We start from the raw sequence: 19,191 nt of genomic DNA on the forward strand, positions 1-19,191 counted from the left end.
AGTCTACATTTGCACGTTGAGCAGGTTTCCAATTTTGTATACTACATCCTCTGTGTCAGCGTTGATATTGGCCGCCTCGTTGATGCTGGAGATGCTCTCCAGTGCCTTGATATTGGCGTTATACCCGATGGTGTATACCGGAATCTTGTAAGTCTCGATCAGGCCCCGGATATCATCCAGGGAATGGCCTTCGTTGGTCTCCCCGTCGCTAAGCACGAAGATCAGGGGCTTCATATCCGGGTTCACCGCCAGCTCATCCTTCAGCATCTTCATCGCAACCACCAACCCGTCGAAGGTAGCCGTGCCGCCCACAGGCTGAAGGCTGTTAATCGCGCCTACGAACATGGACTGCTGATTGGTGTCATATTTGCCGATGGGCAGATTGATGGTCACATCACTGGAATAGGAGACAAAGCCAATGCTGTTGTCCTTGCCGAGGAATTTCTGGCCCTTCAGCAGGGACTCCTTCAGACGGTTCAGCGGCTCACCGGCCATGCTCCCCGAGACATCGGCTACGAATACTGCCGCAATCGGCTTGCTGCCGTTCTTTTTCTCCTTCCAGAGCTTCTGGGCCGAGGTGAGAATGGAGCCGTCAACCGGTGCCAGCTCGGAGACATAGTCCGTCAGGCCGTTGAAGCCCTTGTCCGCAGCCGTCTTCTGGTACTTATCCTGCTGGACGAATTCGCCGAACTTCTTGATGATCGCCAGCTTCTCCGGCGGCAGCTGCCCGAGTGCATACAGCGGGCTGTCATGTCTTACCCCGAACGGGGTGAACACATAACCGCTGGTCAAATCCTTCGCATTGACGAAGGTCTGATACTCAAGGACGAAGGCATCCAGCATGCCGGATTTGGCCGCTTCCCGCATTTGCAGGGTGGTGGAGGCGATGAAGGGCACGTTGGCCTGGAACTTCTCGAAGCCTTGAACCGCCTTGTCTCCCAGCAGATCCGAACTGTCGAAGGTACTTAGTGCGGTGACCAGGAAGTTCAGACCCGTTGAGCTGGCAAAAGGATCGGTGTACCCCATCGCCAGCTCATTAGCCGCAATGGCATCAGTAATCGTCTTGACGTTGATCGAGCCGTATTTGTCGACCAGCTGATCGTATTTCTGCTTGCTCATTACCACTCCGGCAACGTTACCGGTCAGACGCTTCGTAACCAGCTCGGCCTGCACGCCGCCGGCCTTGACCATCTCGCCCCATAGCTCATTAGAGGGAGTGAAGGCGTCAGGCACATATTTGCCGGACCGGATATAATCAGCGGCTGTGCCGGAAGCGATGTTGCGGATTTTGACTGAGGCGGGTTTGCCGTCTATTGTAATACCGGCAGCGTTGAAGTCTGCGGCGACCTCATTCAGCCAGCCGTCATTGCCTGTTCCTGATTTCTCCGTGGAGGAGAAAATCTCGACGTAGCTGTCCGTGGTGCTCTCTACGGAGATGGGGAACTTGGAGATATCGGGCAACGAATCGCCGATGGACGCCGGATCAAGATCGATCTGCCCTTTTACAGGCTCAGCACTGGTCACGTTGATATCCTTATAGATGCGGTTGAGTCTTTTGTCGGCGTCTTCGGCAGAGATTTCTGTCTTGGATTTGCCCAGATTGGACGTTAAGGTAATTCCGAAATAGACAAGTGCGAAGACGGATGCGGCGATAATGCCGAGTATGAACAGTGTTTTGCCTTTCCTCATAGGTTCATCTCCCTTTCCTTACTGATAGAGTTTCGTCTGCCCGATCAGGGCGGTTAATTCCTGCATGCATGGCATTTCTTCCACATTGCTATAATCTGCGCTGCCCAGCTCGGTAATCTCCAGCAGCAGCTGATCCAGCTTCAACAGAATTTCCTCATTGGCCCCGAGGCAGCCTTTGACATAAGAGAGATATTCATTGTATAGCGCAGTTTTCTTCTGAATCAGGGAACTGGAGAACCGGCTTGACGCGTTATCGGCGCTGAATTTGGCGAACTCCGCGGCATCGAATACACTAAGCTTGTTCAGAAGCCCCCGGATATTCAGGTAGAAGAGCTTCTCAACCTCCATAATGACGGAATGAAACTTGCGGAAGCTGAGCTCAGCCGGATCGAACCTGCGGCCCAGCACCTGGAGCAGTGCGGTCTTCTTCTTCTCAATCCGCTCGATCTGGTCCAAGGCGAGGGAGATATCATCCTTCAGCACCTTCACATTCCGGTGACGGCCGAGGCCGGCAATGTAATCCTCCCGCGTCTCTAATTGCACGCTGACGGGCTTGGCAGCCGGGGGTTTGAAGAGCAAGGTGTAACTGCCGTATAGGACGACCAGCAGACTGATGATTAGCAGGGTTACTGCCGAAGCCGTTTCCAGCGGGCTTCCGCCGATCTCGATACCGAGCAGGCCGGGAGATAGAACGATGACATTTAAAATTACAACTCCGGCAATCATGCCGAGGAGCTTAACGGGCCCGGATCTGTTCAGGATCTACACCTCCTCCAGTTATGTATATTTCGGTAAACCATGGGATCATTCATACCTCCGGGTGATCACCGTGGTTCCCTTCACAATATTACCCATCTCACATAGAAATGATTGGAATAAAGGACGGTTATACACTGATACGTATCGTAACTTGTCTATGTTTCAAATTTTTACTTTATTTATTGATAGAGGGCTGCCCTTGGATTGCTGTTCATTACAAATAAATGGAAGTATAATAGAAAGGTTAACAGAATCTATGAGAATAAAGTAAATTACAAGGGGGAAAAGCCGTTGTTTTTTCGTAAATCAAAGCTTCTCATCGCGTCACTTCTGATATTATCCTTATGCTTTTCTGCCGGCAGCGAGGCCGCTGCTGCGGTGCCCAGAGCTGTAAGTGTATCGGGCGGCTCTGCGCATGGAATTGCGGCTTGGAGTGACGGGACGGTAACTGGCTGGGGAGACAATAAGTACGGTCAAGTCGGGGACGGTACAAGTATTAATCAGTACATTCCGAGACAGGTGGCAGGTCTAAGCGGAATCGTCCAGGTGGCGGCAGCAAGAAGCGTATCATTTGCGCTCAGTAAGGATGGAGAGGTATGGGGCTGGGGCTTGGACTACAGCAGCTATATTGAGAATGATCCTCTGTTGAGGTATCAAAAACGGGGAGGTCCGGTCAAGCTGGAGGGTCTTCGGGAAGTATCCTCCATCACTGCGAATGGCAGCCTCGGCATCGCTGTAAAAAAAGACGGGACGGCCACCCTGTGGTACCCTTCCTACGATCAGCCCGGTGTGCTTCCGGTACAGATTCACTATTTGGAGCTCAAGGCAGTTACGGGGATTAGATCCGCCCTAATTAACGGTAACGATGCGTTGTTTCTTACTGAAGAGGGCAGTGTGAAGCAGATGAGTATCGTTAACAACGTCTATAACCGTATGCGTTTGGAGAGTGATCCTGTCAGTGTAGCTACGCTCGCTTCATCGTCAATAACCGGTATGGCAGCTACACAAGGTGAGCTGTTCCTGCTGCGAAGTGACGGCCAGGTGCTGCGCTGGAACAAGGATTCTAAAGTGCTTTCTGCCGTTGCCGGTCTTACTAATGTCTATAAGCTGGATACCGGCTTCTACCGGCTGTTTGCATTGAAGCGAAACGGAACGCTCTGGCAATGGAACTATAATTCTGGAGCGCTGGCTAAGCCGTATCAGATTAAAAAAGGAAATCAAATCAGCAATATTTGGGGCAGCAGTGGAACCTTTGGTTTTGCGCAGCACAAAGATGGAACTCTTCTGGGATGGGGCGACGGCTTCGATGCGGGACTTGCGACCGGGAAGGGGGCAGCAGTCAAGGATGAAGATGGATATATCCTGGCACCGGTTCAGCCGCCGCTGATGTTCTTCATCAACGGTGAACCGTTCTCATTCTACGGAACGGCCTCCATCAAGGATGGCAAGCTGTATGTACCTCAGAACAGTGTGTTCAAGGCGCTTGGCGTGAAGGTAAGCATGGACACATCCAACCCTGATCCGAAATTATATTATTATCAATTCACGGTTTGGTCTTTCGTATACGGTAATAATACCGTTCAAGTAAAGTTCAAAGATCCGCTCGAATTATATATTAATGGGAAGAAATCAGACCGCGAATTTATAATGAACAATCTGCCGAATTCGGCTCAATTCCCGCTGGAGACAATATGTGATCTTCTCGGAATTGGCTTACAGTGGAATAAAAGTACGGGCGTAGTACAGCTGGAGAATTGATTAAAAAGAGATCTATGTCGCTGAATTTCAAATTTAAAAGAATTAAGGCTTGACGTCAGCTCACTTGGCGTGTAACATATGAACAGTCGTCAACCAGGCAATACTTCATAACTCTATATTGTTCTCGTATAACCTCGCAGCCATTCAGATGTCACAGGGCGAGGGTTTCTACAGGAAGCCTACTCTTCCTAACTACGATGATAAGGACCATGAACCAGCGGTCCCTGTCCGGAGTTAGGATTTTTTGCGTCTCTGCGGTCCTTGACCTTGACGCAGCAACATTCAGATCAGAAGATTCAGGAGGCATAACAGACATGAAAGATATGAAATATTTAATCTCCGTACTTGTAGGCGCTATGAGCTACGGCATTTTATCAACGATTGTTGTATTGGCTTACGGGCAAGGTTACAAGCTGGGAGAGGTGGTCGGCACTCAGCTCTTAACCGGCTGTATTCTCGCCTGGCTGCTCGCGTTATATACCAAGCTTAGAGCGAACCGCAAACAGCGCAGCACAGCGAACGTTACGGCACCCGCCAAAGCGGCTCCCACCCGGCTGACCTGGAAGCATAGACTGCTCTTGATGATGGCCGGTGCGCCAACCGTGGTTACGGGTCTGCTGTACTACCAGTCGCTCCGGTATATTCCGGCTTCGCTGGCGATTATCCTGCTGTTCCAGTTCACCTGGATCAGTGTGCTGATTCAGGCGGTAAGCAAACGTCAGCGCCCAGACAAAATCACGGTACTGACGCTGATCCTGCTGTTCGGCGGAACCCTGCTGGCCGCAGGTATTCTGAATCAGGGAGCTGCCGAGTTTAACCTGCTGGGGCTGCTGCTGGGATTATTATCGGCAGTCAGCTATTCGATGTTCATTATCTTCAGCGGCAAAGCCGTTCCTTCGGCCCATCCGGCCTACCGGAGCGCCTGGATGGTCACTGGCGGCCTGGTGTTGCTGTGTATCCTGTTCCCGCCGACCTTCCTGTTTAACGGTATGCTATGGGGACCGCTGCTGCTGTTCGGCTTCCTGCTGGGCTTGTTCGGCGCCTTTATCCCGCCGCTGCTGTTCGCCATCGGGGTTCCGCATATCGGCGGAGGGATGGCCGGTATTCTGGGCGCCGTCGAACTGCCTGTGGCTGTCTTAATGTCCTCATTCGTATTGCAAGAGCATGTAAGTCTTCTGCAATGGACCGGAGTGGTGCTGGTGCTGCTGGGTGTGGTATTGCCGGAGCTGTATAAGCTGCGGTGTGGAAATGCTCAGAGCGTGAGTTCGTCATCGGTCTGAGCTCTGGAGGATAGAAGAAGAGGAGTGTTCCCTGTGAATAGGGGACACTCTTTTTTTTTGGATCGGATTTTTGTAAGCGTAAACATTTTTGTTGCCAAAAGTGAAATTCAGTGCTATTCTGAATTTGGGATTGTTACTGCAAAGGCAAAACCCAAAACATGGTCACGTGTTTTGGGTTTTGCCTTTCTTTATGTTAAGGACCCTGCGGGACGCTGCAAGGAACCTTGACCCGCCTAACATCCTGTAAGCAGTGCCAAATGAAATTCGGGGTAAAGGAGGGCAGCTTGGTTGATTATCGAGAAGATTTTCAATAACAATGCCATTATTGCCAAGGATTCAGGTAAGGATGAATTGGTTGTTATGGGACGCGGCATCGGCTTCAAGAAGAGCCCGGGCGATCCGGTGGATGTCTCTCTGATCGAGAAGACATTTGTACTGAAGCGAAATGACGCGTCCGAGAAATTCAAGGCCTTAATGGCGGATGCCCCCGCCGAATATGTAGCCTTAAGCTATGACATTATCGAGTATGCGAAGCAGACGCTGAAGGCCCGCCTGAGCGATTACATCTATGTGACCCTGACGGATCATTTGACTCATGCGCTGAGGCTTCATGAGCAGGGCATCCATAATGACAATCCGCTTCTCTGGGAGATACAGCGCTGTTATCCGAGGGAGTATGCCATCGGACATCATGCTATGGGGATGATTGAGCAGGATACGCGTATCCGTCTGCCGGAGGATGAAGCTGGGAACATTGCACTCCACCTGATCAACGCGCAAATGAACAGCACGGGCAACAAGATTGCAGATCTTACCAGGCAGACCCAGCAGATTGATGACATCCTCAATATTGTAAAATATTCATATAACAACGAAATTGATGAGAATACCGTCAGCTACGAACGGTTCATCACCCATTTGCGTTATTTCTTCCAGCGTTCACGCAAGCAGGAGCCGGTGGAGTCGGTGGATGATTTTCTGCTCAAGCAGGTGAGGGTGAAATACAGGAAGGCGCATCACTGTGTGCTCAAAATCGAGAAGTATCTGGATCTGAAGCTCCTGGATGAAGAAATCCTGTATCTGACGATTCACATTCAGCGGGTAACGCAAAGACAAACTGAATAAAACCACTTGGATTGTTACTGGTCATGCAGGCGAAACCAAATCAGGCAGGAAGCTGCCGGGATGGTTTCGCCTTTTGCTTATCATTCATCAGGAAACGGGAGGACTTACTATGAAATATGAGGCACTAGCCAAGGATATTATCAAGCATGTCGGCGGCAAGGAGAATATCAACGGACTCAGCCATTGCGTGACCCGTCTGCGCTTCAAGCTGAAGAATGAGGCGGTCGCCAATACAGATGTGCTGAAGAACATGGACGGAATTGTAACGGTAATTCAGAGCGGCGGCCAGTATCAGGTCGTGATCGGCAATCATGTGTCTGAGGTCTATGCCCAGGTGATGACAGCGGGAGGATTGCAGGAAGGCGGATCAGAGACAGCCTCCGGTGAGAAAATGGGTCTGTTCAACAGCTTCATCGACATGATCTCCGGCGTATTCTCGCCGACCCTGGGTGTACTGGCTGCGACCGGGATGATTAAGGGCTTCACCGCCCTGTTTCTAACTGTGGGACTCCTCACCAAGGAGTCGGGGACCTACCAGATTCTGAATGCGCTCGGGGATTGCCTGTTCTATTTCTTCCCGATCTTCCTGGGGTATACCTCGGCTAAGAAATTCGGGGCCAATATCTTTATCGGGATGGCGATAGGCGCTACGCTGGTGTACCCGTCCTTTGGCACGATCACGGCGGCGGGCGAACCGCTGTACACGCTTTTTAGCGGAACGATCTTTGAATCGCCTGTGTACATTACCTTCCTGGGGATTCCGGTCATCCTGATGTCCTATACCTCCAGCGTTATTCCGATCATCATTTCGACTTATATTGGCTCCAAGCTGGAAGCCTTCTTCCGAAAAGTAACGCCGAGCGTGGTGCGTACCTTCCTCGTCCCGTTCTTCACCCTGCTGGTCACCGTTCCGCTGGCGCTGATTGCAATCGGACCGATCTCCACCTGGGCCGGACAGCTGCTGGGGCAGGGAACCTTGTTCCTCTACAACCTCAGTCCGGTTATTGAGGGGCTGCTGGTAGGCGCGTTCTGGCAGGTCTTTGTGATCTTCGGGCTGCACTGGGGTCTGGTGCCGATTGCCCTCAATAACATGGCTGTACTGAAATCCGATCCGATTCTGGCGGCTTCCTTCGGCGCTTCGTTTGCCCAGACCGGTGCTGTGCTGGCGATTATGCTGCGCACCAAGAACGCCAAGCTGAAGTCATTGTCGATTCCGGCTATTATCTCAGGGATCTTCGGAGTTACGGAGCCTGCCATTTACGGGATTACGCTGCCGCGCAAGAAGCCGTTCATCTTAAGCTGTGTCGCGGCGGCGGTCGGCGGCGGTATCGTCGGTCTGATGGGCACCAAAGGCTATATTCTCGGCGGTCTGGGGATCTTCGGTATCCCAAGCTACATTAGCCCTGACGGGATGGATAAAGGCTTCTACGGCGCGATTGCCGCCATTGTAATCAGCTTCATTCTCGGGTTCATTCTTGTCTTCTTCTCCGGGTTCAAGGATGAGGAAGCAGTGGACAGCAAGAGCGGCGGGACTGCCCGGAGCAATCTGGTGAAGCAGGAGACGGTGGGAAGTCCGCTGAAGGGCCAGATCAGAGCCTTGTCGGAGCTTACGGACGAAGCCTTCTCTACAGGCGCAATGGGCAAAGGTATAGCGATTGAACCGCTGGAAGGCAAGGTGTACTCTCCCGTTGACGGGGTACTGACCACCTTATTCGCCTCCGGCCATGCGATTGGCATTACCAGTGATAACGGGGTCGATATTCTGATTCATGTCGGGAAGGACACGGTCAAATTGAAAGGCAAACACTTCACCCCCCGGGCTAAGCAAGGCGATACCGTCACCAAAGGCCAGTTGCTCATGGAGTTCGACGTTGCCGCGATCAGAGAGGCGGGCTATACGCTGACCACGCCTGTGATCATCTCCAATTCCGGTGAGTATCTCGATGTTATTGAGACGGACCAGAAGAGCATCGATTACCGGGAGAATCTGCTGACTGTCATGATCTAAACGGTATCCTAATTCAATCTCAGGAGGAACGAATATGAATAAGAACGTGAATGTAAGTGTGAACAACAGAAGTTTTCCGGCAAATTTCCTGTGGGGCGGGGCAACGGCTGCGAATCAGCTCGAAGGCGGGTTCGATGCGGGGGGCAAGGGGTTAAGCACAGCAGATGTCATGACCGCAGGAACGCATACGGTCTCCCGGAGAATTACTCCGGTGCTGGAAGCCGGGGCTAATTATCCGAGTCATGAAGCGGTTGATTTCTATCACCGGTACGAAGAGGATATCGCGCTGTTCGCCGAGATGGGCTTCAAGGTGTTCCGCATGTCCATCGCCTGGTCGCGAATCTTCCCGAACGGGGATGATGCCATGCCAAGTGAAGAAGGGCTGCAGTTCTATGACCGGGTGTTTGCCGAGCTGGCCAAGCACGGGATCGAACCGCTGGTGACGATCTCGCATTATGAAGCACCTTACCATCTGGCTGAAGCTTATAACGGATGGGCGGGCCGCAGAATGATCGATTTCTACATCCGTTACTGCGAGGTGATCTTTAACCGCTACAAGCACAGCGTGAAGTATTGGCTGACCTTCAATGAGATCAACATCCTCACGATGCCGTTCGGGACATTCATGGCCGGGGCGATGAAGCCGGAGGGTAATGCCGAGTTGACTGCGTCTGCGCAAACCGACAATGAGCAGCTAAGATACCAGGCGCTCCATCACCAGTTCATCGCCAGTGCCAGAGCCGTGAAGCTGGGACATGAGATTCATAAGGATTTTCAGATCGGCTGTATGATTGCCTACATGTGCTCTTACCCGCTGACCTGTAATCCCGAGGATGTACTGCTGGCCCAGCAGAAGGATAATCTGAGTAATTTCCTCTGCTCCGATGTTCAGGTGAGAGGCACTTATCCGGGCTTCGCGCTGCGATACTTCCAGGAGAAGCAGATTGAGCTGCAGATGGAGGCAGGTGACGGGCAGATTCTTAAGGAGGGCTGTGTGGACTTCTACACCTTCAGTTACTATTCATCCACCTGCGTAAGCGCAGCTCCGGATCAGGAGTCGATTGGCGGCAATATGTCGCTGGGTCTAAAGAACCCGTATCTACAGGCAAGCGCGTGGGAATGGCAGATTGATCCGCAAGGCCTGCGGTGGTCCCTGAATAATATCTACAACCGTTACGAACTGCCGATGATGGTGGTGGAGAACGGGCTTGGCGCAGTAGATACCGTAGAAGCAGACGGTTCAATCAAGGATAATTACCGGATCGACTATCTGCGGGAGCATGTCCGGGCGATGGGTGAGGCGCTGGCTGACGGCGTGGATTTGATCGGATACACCTCCTGGGGCTGCATCGATCTGGTCAGTGCAGGCACCGGAGAGATGAAGAAGCGCTACGGCTTCATCTATGTGGATAAGGATAACGAAGGCAAGGGTACTCTGGACCGCTCCCGCAAAGACAGCTTTTTCTGGTATCAAAGGGTAATCGCCAGTAACGGAGCAGAGCTGGAGTAATCCGCGTCTGCTGTCAGCTCACTTTTACAAATATCTGTCTGCTGTTTCAGTCCGTCATCCCTACGGTATATGATTATTAATAAACATTAAAGGGGATTTCCTATGATCATAAAAGGGATCGAGAACATGGACGGCGGCAATATAATGAGCCAGATTCAGCAAGGAGGCAAATTCGTGATCTACACGTATTGCTTCTCTGTTGTCCTGATGACATTCAGACGTAGCTCGGGCATCTATTTCATCAAGGCGGGCGAGGGCTCCGTCAAAAAAGGATTGAAGTACACCCTGCTGACCTTCTTTGTGGGCTGGTGGGGGATTCCTTGGGGACCGATCTATTCCATCGGCGCGTTCATCACCAACTTCAAGGGCGGCAAGGATGTCACGAATGAAGTGTTAGCCGCCCTGTCGAACCAGAACGCTTCATAATAGAAGTACACATATGAGAAGCTGTCCCGCAAGCCGTGAAATATGGCTGATTGGGGCAGCTTTTTATTTCCCGCTGAAACGCTGCCGTACTATAAAAGGACGGCAAAGCCGTTTCCACTTGGCTGAAGTGGTGATCTGTAGTCTGCTCACTGGAGTAACCACTTAATTATCTATAGCACCTTATAATATGTTATAATGAATTTCTGATTTCATACTAAGTAGAATAGAGGTCGCCAAAGGATGAAAGTAAAAATTAACCGCAATGCAGCTAAAGTACTAAAAGATATGCTGAACAGCCCGGAAGCGGAAGGCAAGAAAATCCGTGTGGTCATTACTCAGAATCACGGAGATCACGGACACTATGATGTAGCGCTGGATACACCTACTGAGCACGATGAAGTGATTGCTACAGATAAAGATATCGAGATTCTGCTGGATACCCGCGAACCGCTGCTCGACGGCGTCTGGATTCAGTATTTCTATGTGCCGCAGGAAGGCTTCTTCATCACTAATCCGTCTACCGGATTCCTGGAGAAATAAGCAGCAGATCACTATCATCTGTGTTGCCTTAGGGGCGGCACTGTCTGATTCAGCTTTCACTACTCGGAGGAGGGGGAAGCCATTATGGAACTAATGCCAGCTTGGAAGCGTTGGGGTTATGAAGAGGGCATAGCGGAAGGTATGGAGAAAGGCCAGGCGGAGATTATCCGTAAGCTGCTGCTCAACGGATTCACTCCCGAGGCGGTATCCAAAGCCGTTGATTTGCCGCTGGATGAGATTAAGAAGCTGATGTGAATACAGACCCGGGCGGATGTTGCCCGGGATCTTTTTTATTATAGGCCCATGCAGGAATATTATGTTATCCCGCCCTAAAAGTCGTTGCAAAAGTATGTGTTATCGTTGAATGCCTATATTAGCGGGGCGAGGATTTTTTATTATACTGTTCTTGTAAGCGATTACACACATATAGCTGGGGGGGGATTCTAGTGAATAAGAAAAAAGCAATGACACTGATGTCCAGTATCCTGATGATCTCTCTGCTTAGCGCGTGCGGAGGCGGCAACGGCAATGCCGGAGGGAACGCAGCGGAGCCGAAGGCCTCAGCTGCAGCAACGGAAGCTGCCGGAACCAATCAGCCCGCCGCAGATTCCGGCACTGTGGATACATCCCAGCCTGTTACCTTGAAGATGATCTTCGTAGGTCCGAAGCCGGTTGATTACGATCAGGTATTCGGAGAGATCAATAAGAACCTCAAGGAGAAAATCAACGCCACACTGGAAGCCGAATTCCTGGACTGGTCCGACTGGGCGCAGAAATATCCGCTTAAGCTGGCGGCTAACGAGGACTTCGATCTGATCTACGCCGCCAACTGGGCAGGCTATAACGACCAGGCACTCAAAGGCGGGTTCCTGGAGCTGACGAACGAGCTGCTGGAGAAATATGCTCCGATGACCTGGAAGGCGATGCCTGAGGTAGCCTGGGGTCAGGCGAAGGTGAACGGCAAGCTGTATATGGTGCCTCAGAACCGTGGCGAAACCGTGGAGAAGCTGATTCTGTACCGCGAAGACCTGCGCAAAAAATATAATCTGCCGGAGATCAACAGCCCGGAGGCGTACGCCAACTATCTCAAGACAATATCCGGTAAAGAGAAGGGGGTTACCCCATTCGTACCGGAGACCGGAGACTGGAAGCTGCATAATCTGGACCGGATCCTGCTCAAGCAGCAGAACGAATGGAATCTGTTCGACCTCGATCTGCCGATGGGCTTCAAGCTGGATGATCCGGCCGGCAAGGTATTCAACTTATATGAGACTCCTGAATTCAAGGAGCTTGTCTACTATTATAAAGATCTGGCCGAGAACAACGCCTGGTCGAAGAGCGCACTGAACAGCAAGCTGGATCATCAGCAGGAATTCAAGGCCGGCAAGGCAGCTTCCATCACCCACAATCTGGGTACGCTTGGCGCCTTGATGACCGATATGCGGGAGAAGAACTCCCCGTATGAGCTGGCTCTGGCCGATATTAACCCGGATAAGAAAAAATCCGTTGCCGTCTCTACCCAGAACGGTGTAGCGATTCACTCCACCTCCAAGCAGCCGGAACGTGCGCTGATGATGATTGATCTGCTCCAGAACGATAAGGAACTGCATGATCTGATCATGAACGGCATTAGTGCTGTACACTATAATCCGGTCGGCGAAGATAAATTCACGAACGCCGAGAAGAATGCCAACTACACCGGCTTCTCCAACTGGGGCTTCAACTCCCCGCTGAACCGGGATAATGCTTCCTTCCCTGATGAAGCGAACGCCCTGACTGACAAATGGGAAGGTGAAGTGTATCACTATCCGCTGGAGACCTTCGTCTTCGACAACAGCAAGGTGAAGACCGAAGTGGCCAATGTCGGCAATGTCATGCTGCAATACGGCATTCCGCTGGAATACGGAACGGTGAAGGATGTAGACGCGGGTCTGGCCAAGCTCCAGCAGCAGGTTAAGGCAGCCGGTATCGACACCATCATCGCAGAGGTTCAGCGTCAGATTGATGAATTCCTGGCGAACTCAGGCCAGTAAGCCAAGCATAGCATAGCTTCAAAAAAATGAGCAGGGTCGGCAAACGCCTCCTGCTCGTTTTTATTCGAACTCAGCTCTTGATGCGGGCTGGCGGGATACTCTGCGGATTGTTGAACACATTCCCGGGATCATATTTCGCCTTGACTCTGCGCAATCTGGCATAGTTCGTTCCATAATAGACCGGGCCGGAATGCTTGATGCCCTGGTCAGGCACGTTGATGTAGCTTCCCACGATGAACGGCTGCAGCTTGCGGCGGGTGTTGCGGACGTAGAATATATTTTTGGCGGCATCCGATTTCTTGATCCATGAGCTGTTCCACTCCACGTAGAATTTGGCCTTTCGCCAGTAGAAGGCAGTAGATTTAGGAGATTTACGGCTTACAGCCCCACCCCAGTTGAGGAAAAAGAACCCGGCGTCTTTCCCCTCCACCTTCTCCAGGAACTCACGCATCGGCTTGAATGCCTGATCCGGGAACGGTTTCCTTGCGAAGGCGCTGGAGAACTGGTTGCTGAAGCGCTGAGTCTGTACCGGATCGGGAGCTAACAAGAAGCTGACCACTTGCGGATAAGGCAGGGAACGGATCGTTTGGATCGTAGGGGTTCCTACATTTGTAATGGGCTTCAAGAGGCGGACAGCCTCAGCCTTAGATCCGAGGAATAGTCCCAGCATGCTGACATTTCCGCCTTTTTTGGGACCGATGGATAATTCGCTGCCCAGTCTGGTATTCACAGAGGGAGCCCAGCGCTGCCAGGTCTTAAGGACCTTCTCGAACTGGCCCCAGGGCCAGGTGATGCGGAATACCGTTGCTGTGGCAGGAGCCGGGCGTACTTTGAATTTGTAACGGGTGCACACGCCGAAATTGCCTCCGCCGCCGCCACGGGAAGCCCAGAGCAGATCGGCATTACTTTTCTTATTCGCAATAATAATTCTGCCCTTGGCATCGACCATTTCAAGCTCCACCAGATTATCGCTGACGAGCCCAAGGGTACGCTGAAGCGGGCCGATGCCGCCGCCCAGTGTAATGCCGCCGATTCCCACGGTAGGACTGTCCCCGAAAGGCGCCATATACCCCTTCCGGGCAAGCGTATGGGCGATTCTCCCCACTGTATTTCCGGCTCCGACGACGGCTGTCCCCGTTTTTTTGTTTAGCTTGATGCTGTTCATTTCACTGACATCAATGACGATTCCGCCGTTCACCTGGGACAGATTGACCTCCAGCGCATGTCTGCCGCCTCTGGGCCGGATGGGAATCCGGTGCTCGTTGGCCCATTTGATAGCATTGGCTACATCCTGAGTCTTCTGGGCGAACACGAATACTTTGGGGAATCGGTCGGTATGCGGGTCCCAATTTTTGCGCGCGGCCTCATAACCCGGATCACCTTTGTAGATGACGCGTCCGGTAAGCTTCGTTGCTGAGTTCACTGGTTTCCAGCTCCTTTTGAGCTAATATTGGCATACATGGAAATGGCTTTGACTAGGTTAATGTATGCAGGGCGTTAGTCTATGGCGTGGGCATAGTTGAAATTCATTGTGGAGAGCTTTCTGGGAACGGGACAATAATCTGGCGGTGCGGCTGTACAACTTAATATTTACATTTCGTGTAATGTATATATACTTAACTTTTGAAGGATTCATATCTCCGGGTTAACCGGCAAGGGAGGATATTACAGACATGAGATCAACCATTAGAGTAGGCATCGTCGGATACGGAAATTTGGGTAAAGGGGTACAGCAGGCCATTGAGCAGAACTCCGATATGGAGCTGGTAGCCATATTCACCCGCAGAGATCCGCAGCAGCTGACAGACATCACAGGAACGCGCACCGAGCACATCTCAGCCGCCGAGCAGTACATAGGCAAGATTGATGTAATGATTCTGTGCGGCGGTTCCGCAACAGATCTGCCGGAGCAGACTCCGCAGCTGGCCCGGTTATTCAATACGGTGGACAGCTTTGACACTCATGCCAAAATCCCTGATTTCTTCGCTGCGGTGGACAAGTCTGCCCGCGAAGGCGGCAGCGTAAGTGTGATCTCCACCGGCTGGGACCCGGGCATGTTCTCTATGAACCGGCTGCTGATGCAGTCCATCCTGCCGGTAGGCGAAGATTATACGTTCTGGGGTACAGGAGTCAGCCAGGGGCATTCAGATGCGATCCGCCGGGTTCCCGGTGTCAAGGCAGGCGTGCAATATACCGTGCCGGTCCAGGAGGTTATTGACAGCATTCGCGGAGGCGAGACCCCGCAGCTGTCCACCCGCGAGAAGCACCGCCGGGAATGCTACGTAGTGGCTGAAGCAGGAGCTGACCGCGATGCCATTACCCGGACGATTGTGGAGATGCCGAACTATTTCGCCGATTACGACACAACGGTTCAATTCATTACGGACGAGGAGCTTGCTGCTGAGCATTCAGGGATGCCGCATGGCGGCTTCGTCATCCGCAGCGGAGTGACCGGAGGAGGAAGCAAGCAGATCGCCGAATTCGGGCTGAAGCTGGACAGCAACCCGGAATTCACCGCCAGCGTCCTGGCTGCCTATGCCCGTGCTGCTGTGCGTCTGAAGCAGGAAGGCCAGACAGGAGCTAAGACGGTATTCGACATTCCGCTCGGCCACCTGTCCCCAAGATCGGCAGAAGAACTGCGGCGCGAGCTGCTGTAGGTTACAATGAGCGGGATAAATCCCGTTGGTGAGGCCGAGTACGGCTGAGGGAGAGTAATGAGGAGCACAAGTGGATCTGAATTCGCCATTCGTACGCGTAAGACCAACCGAGTGCGTTCAGCCTAATTATTAGCGAGCACACAGGATCACCAACCATTCATTTTCTAAACCTAAAGAAGAGGTGTCCCCAGCCGAATGGCTCAGGGACACCTCTTCTTGTATCAATTAGTCTATAACAGGTTACACGATACCCTGCGCCAGCATGGTATCGGCAACCTTCAGGAACCCGGCGATGTTGGCGCCGGCAACCAGGTTACCGGCGACGCCGTAATCCTCTGCTGCCTGAACGGTGCTGCTGTAGATATTTTTCATAATGACTTGCAGCTTCTCGTCCACCTCTTCGAAGGTCCAGGACAGACGCATGCTGTTCTGGCTCATCTCCAGGCCCGAGACCGCTACGCCGCCGGCATTGGCGGCCTTGGCTGGAGCAAACAGCACCTGGTTCTCCAGGAACAGCTCCACCGCTTGGAGAGTGGTCGGCATATTGGCACCTTCACCGATGGCCTTAACTCCGTTCAGAATCAGCGTCCGGGCGGATTCCAAATCCAGCTCGTTCTGCGTGGCACACGGCAGAGCGATGTCGCAAGGCAGGCTCCAGATTCCGCTACAGCCCTCAACATACTCGGCATGCGGGTGCTCCTTCACATATTCGCTGATGCGCAGGCGCTCTGTTTCCTTCAGTCTTTTGACGGTAGCCAGATTGATGCCCTGAGGATCATGAATGTAACCGTTCGAATCACTGCAGGCAATCACGTGGGCTCCCAGCTGCTGAGCCTTCTCAATAGCATAGATGGAGACATTCCCGGAACCGGAGATGACCACCTTGCTGTCCTTGAAGCTTGCTCCGTTCGATGACAGCATCTCTTGCACGAAGTATACACAGCCATAACCGGTAGCTTCCTTGCGTGCCAGACTGCCGCCATAGAGCAGGCCTTTTCCGGTAAGAACCCCAGCAGCATGCCCGCCGTGAATCCGTTTGTATTGGCCGAACATATAGCCGATCTCGCGCGCGCCTACACCGATATCCCCTGCAGGAACATCTGTATCGTGTCCAATGTGGCGGTACAATTCCGTCATGAAGCTCTGGGTGAAGCGCATAACCTCTTGATCCGATTTATCCTTGGGATCGAAGTCGCTGCCGCCCTTGCCGCCGCCCATGGGCAGGCCGGTCAGCGAGTTTTTGAAAATCTGCTCGAAGCCCAGAAACTTGATAATTCCGAGATAGACGGAAGGGTGGAAGCGCAGGCCGCCTTTGTAGGGACCGATGGAACTGTTGAATTGAATGCGGAAGCCGCGGTTAACCTGGGTATTACCGGCATCGTCCACCCAAGGGACACGGAAGGAGATGCTGCGCTCAGGCTCAACCAGCCGCTCGAGAATCCCGTGCTTCATATACTGCGGGTGGCGGGTCAGAACGGGGGTGATACTCTCCAGGAATTCCTGGACAGCCTGGTGAAATTCTGGCTCATGCGGGTCGCGCTTCTGGACCTCTGCATAGATCCGCTGCACGTATTGCACAGCCTCATTTGATACTTCTGACGTTAGTGTAGGAACGATGGACACTTTGGCAAGCACTCCCTGTCTGATTGTAATTCGGGCTATCCCGTATTAATTAGAATTTAAAAGAATTCTATAAAACCTGACATCAATTTGCCAATCAATTATTTTTGGCATAGTCATTAAGAAATTCTATGAACCTCACATAATATGCCAGCTATATGCGGCAGAATGTTAATAAACCTCTGGTCAATTCAGGATTGCAGTTCCCACTGAATAGGGTATATATAAATATTGGAAACAGCATAAAGCATTGAGAGAGGCGGAAGCATATGCACTTATTATCTGTAGCAGAATTGGTAGATGTGGAGAACCACGCCTGGGAAGAGATCAGGGAGCTGCTGAGTCAGGGATCGCGCACCTACCGGCTGGAGGCGGCAGAAGCGGAACACGCAGTACAGACGCTGGTCCGCTTGCAGGTCAGCACGAAATCCTATCTGGGAGCGATAGCCTACGAGACAGGAGGAATCGTGTTCGAGCATGGCTGGATTACGCTGCTTGGCGCGGGAGCCGAAGGCATCTTCGGAAGCCTGACCTCATGGAATGGCCTGTCTACAGCGGACAATATTCCTCCCCTGCCGGGAATTCTAATTGCGGCCTATGATGCGGCCGGCGGCTTCTTCGGCCTGGATACGGGGCGGTTCGGGCAGACGGGTCATATCTATTATTATGCCCCGGATGTCCTGAAGTGGGAGACAACGGAGCTAACCTATTCGGGCTTCATCGGCTGGCTGGCAGAAGGGGACCTGGATCTGTTCTACGAAACATTCCGCTGGGAGGGCTGGGAAGAGGAGATCCAGCAGCTTGAACCGGGCCAAGTGATGGGCTATTACCCGCCGCTGTGGACGAAAGAAGGCAGCGGTTCTGCCAGCAGCAAAGCGCCGTTCTCTATTCTGGAGGCCTGGCATTCAGCGAGAATCGTGGGCACGGAATGAAGAAGAGTAAGAGAGCAGACGGAACGAGCAGCCGCAGGGAACAAATGCTTCTGTTTTGTCCAAGTCTTGTCCGTAAACTTTACAAACAGCATCGGAATAGATATAATTTAGGTATAACTTTCAGGGTTTGAAACAACAGAAAGGGGCCTAACGCCATTAGGCTCCTTTTGTATTTCCGGCCCATGTTAACAGGAGGGCGAAAGTCATTCACAAGGAAAAGATTATGGTATGTGTTCATTACGGCCCGCATGGCGAGCGTTTGATCCGGCGTGGAGTGCAGTTATCCGAGTTGATCGGGGCACCGCTGTATGTGCTCAATGTGGATAGTTCAGACAGTGATGAATATAATCAAAGCAAAGAAATGTATATGGCGGTCTGGAAGCGTCTGGCTGAAGAAGCCGGTGCTGAATTCATGGTGCGCAAGCGCCGCGGCCGCAAGACAACGGATGTGATCGTTGAAGCGGCAGAAGAACATGAAGTCACTCAGGTTATCATCGGGCAATCGGCCCAGACCTTATGGCAGGAGCTGACTAAACGCAACTTCGTCAATGAACTGATCAGCAAGATGAAGATGATGGATCTGCATGTAGTTGCAGTTCAGCGTATGCGCGCCGGTCTTGAAGAGACCCATGAAGAAGGGGTAACCGCTTATTTGGTGAAGAACGAGGGAATGTATCAGCTCAGCGATGAGCCGGAAGGTACAGACTTCATTAAAGGGAAATACTTCCACGAATTGCACACCGAGTTTGAGAATGGCTTGTTCAAAATTGAGCAAGATGGTAAAGCAAGATATTTGCATATCTGTGAAGGGAACTTGGCCGATCCGCTATAACCGGTCTTGTTGTCAGGAAGTA

Annotated in this window: 16 protein-coding genes; 12 read left to right on the plus strand and 4 right to left on the minus strand. The window is 52.1% G+C overall.

The window, feature by feature from the left end; all coding sequences use genetic code 11:
- Nucleotides 1-3: 3 nt before the first annotated feature.
- Together NST26_RS13955 and NST26_RS13960 are read right to left on the minus strand one after the other, a co-directional pair.
- Complete coding sequence (locus tag NST26_RS13955; RefSeq protein ID WP_340953338.1) at nucleotides 4-1,689, minus strand: vWA domain-containing protein; 1,686 nt, start codon at nucleotides 1,687-1,689, stop codon at nucleotides 4-6.
- A gap of 18 nt (nucleotides 1,690-1,707) precedes the next feature.
- On the minus strand, nucleotides 1,708-2,415 hold the full coding sequence (locus NST26_RS13960; protein ID WP_340953337.1) for a hypothetical protein: 708 nt from the start codon (nucleotides 2,413-2,415) through the stop codon (nucleotides 1,708-1,710).
- A gap of 324 nt (nucleotides 2,416-2,739) precedes the next feature.
- Here NST26_RS13960 and NST26_RS13965 point away from each other — a divergent pair, with 324 nt between their 5' ends.
- The 9 genes from NST26_RS13965 (at nucleotide 2,740) to NST26_RS14005 (ending at nucleotide 13,128) form a co-directional block, all read left to right on the plus strand.
- Entirely contained in the window at nucleotides 2,740-4,206 is a 1,467-nt protein-coding gene (locus tag NST26_RS13965; protein WP_340953335.1) for a stalk domain-containing protein, read from the plus strand.
- 323 nt (nucleotides 4,207-4,529) lie between these two features.
- On the plus strand, nucleotides 4,530-5,486 hold the full coding sequence (locus NST26_RS13970) for a DMT family transporter (protein ID WP_340958072.1): 957 nt from the start codon (nucleotides 4,530-4,532) through the stop codon (nucleotides 5,484-5,486).
- A gap of 288 nt (nucleotides 5,487-5,774) precedes the next feature.
- Nucleotides 5,775-6,611 carry a BglG family transcription antiterminator LicT gene (gene licT, locus NST26_RS13975; protein WP_340953334.1) on the plus strand — a complete coding sequence of 279 codons (837 nt, stop codon included), beginning with the start codon at nucleotides 5,775-5,777 and terminating at the stop codon, nucleotides 6,609-6,611.
- Nucleotides 6,612-6,720: 109 nt separating this feature from the next.
- Entirely contained in the window at nucleotides 6,721-8,619 is a 1,899-nt protein-coding gene (locus NST26_RS13980) for a beta-glucoside-specific PTS transporter subunit IIABC (protein WP_340953332.1), read from the plus strand.
- 34 nt (nucleotides 8,620-8,653) lie between these two features.
- The gene (locus NST26_RS13985; RefSeq protein WP_340953330.1) at nucleotides 8,654-10,129 is read left to right on the plus strand and encodes a 6-phospho-beta-glucosidase; all 1,476 of its coding nucleotides are present in this window, start codon (nucleotides 8,654-8,656) and stop codon (nucleotides 10,127-10,129) included.
- A gap of 102 nt (nucleotides 10,130-10,231) precedes the next feature.
- The gene (locus tag NST26_RS13990) at nucleotides 10,232-10,555 is read left to right on the plus strand and encodes a hypothetical protein (RefSeq protein WP_076077639.1); all 324 of its coding nucleotides are present in this window, start codon (nucleotides 10,232-10,234) and stop codon (nucleotides 10,553-10,555) included.
- 240 nt (nucleotides 10,556-10,795) lie between these two features.
- A complete protein-coding gene (locus NST26_RS13995; RefSeq protein ID WP_340953329.1) occupies nucleotides 10,796-11,095 on the plus strand; it encodes an iron-sulfur cluster assembly accessory protein in 300 nt (99 codons plus the stop codon).
- An 84-nt stretch (nucleotides 11,096-11,179) separates the two neighbouring features.
- Nucleotides 11,180-11,350, plus strand: coding sequence for a hypothetical protein (locus tag NST26_RS14000; RefSeq protein WP_340953327.1), 171 nt, complete (start codon nucleotides 11,180-11,182; stop codon nucleotides 11,348-11,350).
- A gap of 191 nt (nucleotides 11,351-11,541) precedes the next feature.
- Nucleotides 11,542-13,128, plus strand: coding sequence for an ABC transporter substrate-binding protein (locus NST26_RS14005; protein ID WP_340979278.1), 1,587 nt, complete (start codon nucleotides 11,542-11,544; stop codon nucleotides 13,126-13,128).
- Between the two features lie 70 nt (nucleotides 13,129-13,198).
- Here NST26_RS14005 and NST26_RS14010 read toward each other — a convergent pair whose 3' ends face one another.
- Entirely contained in the window at nucleotides 13,199-14,551 is a 1,353-nt protein-coding gene (locus NST26_RS14010) for an FAD-binding oxidoreductase (RefSeq protein WP_340953325.1), read from the minus strand.
- Nucleotides 14,552-14,801: 250 nt separating this feature from the next.
- Between NST26_RS14010 and NST26_RS14015 the strand changes: the two genes are divergently transcribed.
- The gene (locus NST26_RS14015; protein ID WP_340953324.1) at nucleotides 14,802-15,785 is read left to right on the plus strand and encodes a diaminopimelate dehydrogenase; all 984 of its coding nucleotides are present in this window, start codon (nucleotides 14,802-14,804) and stop codon (nucleotides 15,783-15,785) included.
- Nucleotides 15,786-16,025: 240 nt separating this feature from the next.
- On the opposite strand, the gene gdhA is transcribed toward NST26_RS14015, so the two are convergent.
- Nucleotides 16,026-17,402 carry an NADP-specific glutamate dehydrogenase gene (gene gdhA, locus NST26_RS14020; protein ID WP_340958070.1) on the minus strand — a complete coding sequence of 459 codons (1,377 nt, stop codon included), beginning with the start codon at nucleotides 17,400-17,402 and terminating at the stop codon, nucleotides 16,026-16,028.
- 272 nt (nucleotides 17,403-17,674) lie between these two features.
- On the opposite strand from gdhA, the gene NST26_RS14025 reads away from it, so the two are divergent.
- Together NST26_RS14025 and NST26_RS14030 are read left to right on the plus strand one after the other, a co-directional pair.
- Nucleotides 17,675-18,337, plus strand: a complete 663-nt coding sequence (locus NST26_RS14025; RefSeq protein WP_340953323.1) for a DUF2625 family protein — start codon at nucleotides 17,675-17,677, stop codon at nucleotides 18,335-18,337.
- Nucleotides 18,338-18,560: 223 nt separating this feature from the next.
- Nucleotides 18,561-19,169: a hypothetical protein gene (locus NST26_RS14030; RefSeq protein WP_076077653.1), complete on the plus strand. Its 609-nt coding sequence runs from the start codon at nucleotides 18,561-18,563 to the stop codon at nucleotides 19,167-19,169.
- Nucleotides 19,170-19,191 lie beyond the last annotated feature (22 nt).

Source organism: Paenibacillus sp. FSL R7-0128, assembly GCF_038002245.1.
Taxonomy (GTDB): domain Bacteria; phylum Bacillota; class Bacilli; order Paenibacillales; family Paenibacillaceae; genus Paenibacillus_AQ; species Paenibacillus_AQ silagei.

Bases quoted from the DNA above. Each gene is read 5' to 3' on its own strand.
- NST26_RS13980 (WP_340953332.1), top strand. From the start codon at position 6,721: ATGAAATATGAGGCACTAGCCAAGGATATTATCAAGCATGTCGGCGGC.
- NST26_RS14025 (WP_340953323.1), top strand. From the start codon at position 17,675: ATGCACTTATTATCTGTAGCAGAATTGGTAGATGTGGAGAACCACGCC.
- NST26_RS13955 (WP_340953338.1), bottom strand. From the start codon at position 1,689: ATGAGGAAAGGCAAAACACTGTTCATACTCGGCATTATCGCCGCATCC.
- NST26_RS14000 (WP_340953327.1), top strand. From the start codon at position 11,180: ATGGAACTAATGCCAGCTTGGAAGCGTTGGGGTTATGAAGAGGGCATA.
- NST26_RS14030 (WP_076077653.1), top strand. From the start codon at position 18,561: ATGGTATGTGTTCATTACGGCCCGCATGGCGAGCGTTTGATCCGGCGT.
- NST26_RS13985 (WP_340953330.1), top strand. From the start codon at position 8,654: ATGAATAAGAACGTGAATGTAAGTGTGAACAACAGAAGTTTTCCGGCA.
- NST26_RS14015 (WP_340953324.1), top strand. From the start codon at position 14,802: ATGAGATCAACCATTAGAGTAGGCATCGTCGGATACGGAAATTTGGGT.
- NST26_RS13960 (WP_340953337.1), bottom strand. From the start codon at position 2,415: ATGATTGCCGGAGTTGTAATTTTAAATGTCATCGTTCTATCTCCCGGC.
- NST26_RS13995 (WP_340953329.1), top strand. From the start codon at position 10,796: ATGAAAGTAAAAATTAACCGCAATGCAGCTAAAGTACTAAAAGATATG.
- NST26_RS13970 (WP_340958072.1), top strand. From the start codon at position 4,530: ATGAAATATTTAATCTCCGTACTTGTAGGCGCTATGAGCTACGGCATT.
- NST26_RS13990 (WP_076077639.1), top strand. From the start codon at position 10,232: ATGATCATAAAAGGGATCGAGAACATGGACGGCGGCAATATAATGAGC.